Genomic DNA, 1,365 nt, shown 5'->3' on the forward strand with positions numbered 1-1,365 from the left:
GTACCGGCCAGCATAAGAAACCGTTGCGTACGCATGGAAGTTACCCGAACGTTTATACACATAACTGGTCGCAGTCGGTCGTGCTTTCGAGCCTGACTTCGGGTAAATAGGTTCGCCGATGGTGTAGAAGCTGCCCTCGTCACCGTTGCCGTACTGGACGGTCATTTGTACCGGGTAAGACTCGATTTCAACGTGACCTACCGAAAGCTCACCTTCCCAAGAAGCGGTCGGGGCTTCAGCGTAGAAGTTGATGTTGTCGCCCTTATAAACATTCGGGTCGCCCTTAGCCCTGCCGGTACCGTTACCGGAGTTATAGGACTGTTTGAGGATAGGGGGTCGGATGTCGGTGTGAGCGAATTTGTCTTCAATTTCTTGAAGCATCTCGGCAGGACTTGGCTTGCGGGGCTCTCCGGGGTTATTGGCGGTTAGGGTGCGGGATTCTGCTGGGATGCAGAAGGTACCGAGGCCGGAGGGGCTGTAGTATCCGGTGTAGTCGTTGCCGTCGTCGAGCATCATGCGGGTGCGAGAATACTGCCCTGGTCGGTTATCGGGAGTAGTACAGGAGTCTTTATTAGTGGTTGAAGCGTAGTATTCATCTCCCCTAGCGTCACGCATGAGACGATGAGTCGCTTTAAAGGCAGCTTCTTGCTCCTCTGCGGTCATTCTGATACTAGATACAGCAGTATTTTCCTGGGCAGGGGCAGGGGACAGACTCACTTCCTCATCGGTATCTGCTGTTGCATAACCGTCTTCATTGGCTATATCTACGACGCTGTGACTATTGGAATCTGAAGTATCTTCCAGAGCGTACGTCGGAGGATAAAGGTTGACTGCCAGAGCAAAAGTGATTGAAACGCAGAATACTCGAACTGTCTTATTTTCCATTATTTAATGAGCCCCTCTTTGCGGAGCTCCTCATTCGAGCGATACTCAGACAAATACCAGTAACCATCCTTATAACGGTATCGAAACATGAAAGTCTCATTTTCATTACCAGTATTAGTACGTTTACGCATTTTTCCATTCGGGTGAATATAGAGCCCGTAAGTCCACAAGCGCCGGGTGAGAACCCAATATTCTTTGGTTTCTTCGTCATACATGAGGTCGCTTTCGGCCTGGTATTCTGAGGTTCCTTCGATAACCCAGCCACCTTCTTTGTAAAGCTTTTCGATGGAGTTGAGGAATTCGATATCGCTTTTGAAGGTATCCAGCATGTACGGCCTCACGTATTGCATATCGCCCGTCTGGATGCCGTAGTTGCGGGCTTTGATCCAGTCACGCATCATCTCGCGGAGACCAGCGAAGGTTTCGGGGTACTGTTGTGGCCTAGCCTTGGGGAGAGGAACGTTCTGTGCAGGACCATAT

The 1,365-nt window shown here is 50.5% G+C and carries 1 protein-coding gene and 1 pseudogene; both read right to left on the minus strand.

The window, feature by feature from the left end; translation table 11 throughout:
- Nucleotides 1-885: pseudogene (locus HMPREF2971_RS09300) on the minus strand (hypothetical protein); the annotation flags it as partial.
- Nucleotides 885-1,365: DUF6318 family protein (locus HMPREF2971_RS09400; RefSeq protein ID WP_246825046.1), on the minus strand; the 481-nt coding region annotated here is incomplete at its 5' end. The gene HMPREF2971_RS09400 and the pseudogene HMPREF2971_RS09300, both read right to left, overlap by 1 nt.

Origin of the sequence: Rothia sp. HMSC066G07, from assembly GCF_001814485.1 — a bacterium.
In the GTDB taxonomy this organism is placed as follows: Bacteria; Actinomycetota; Actinomycetes; order Actinomycetales; family Micrococcaceae; genus Rothia.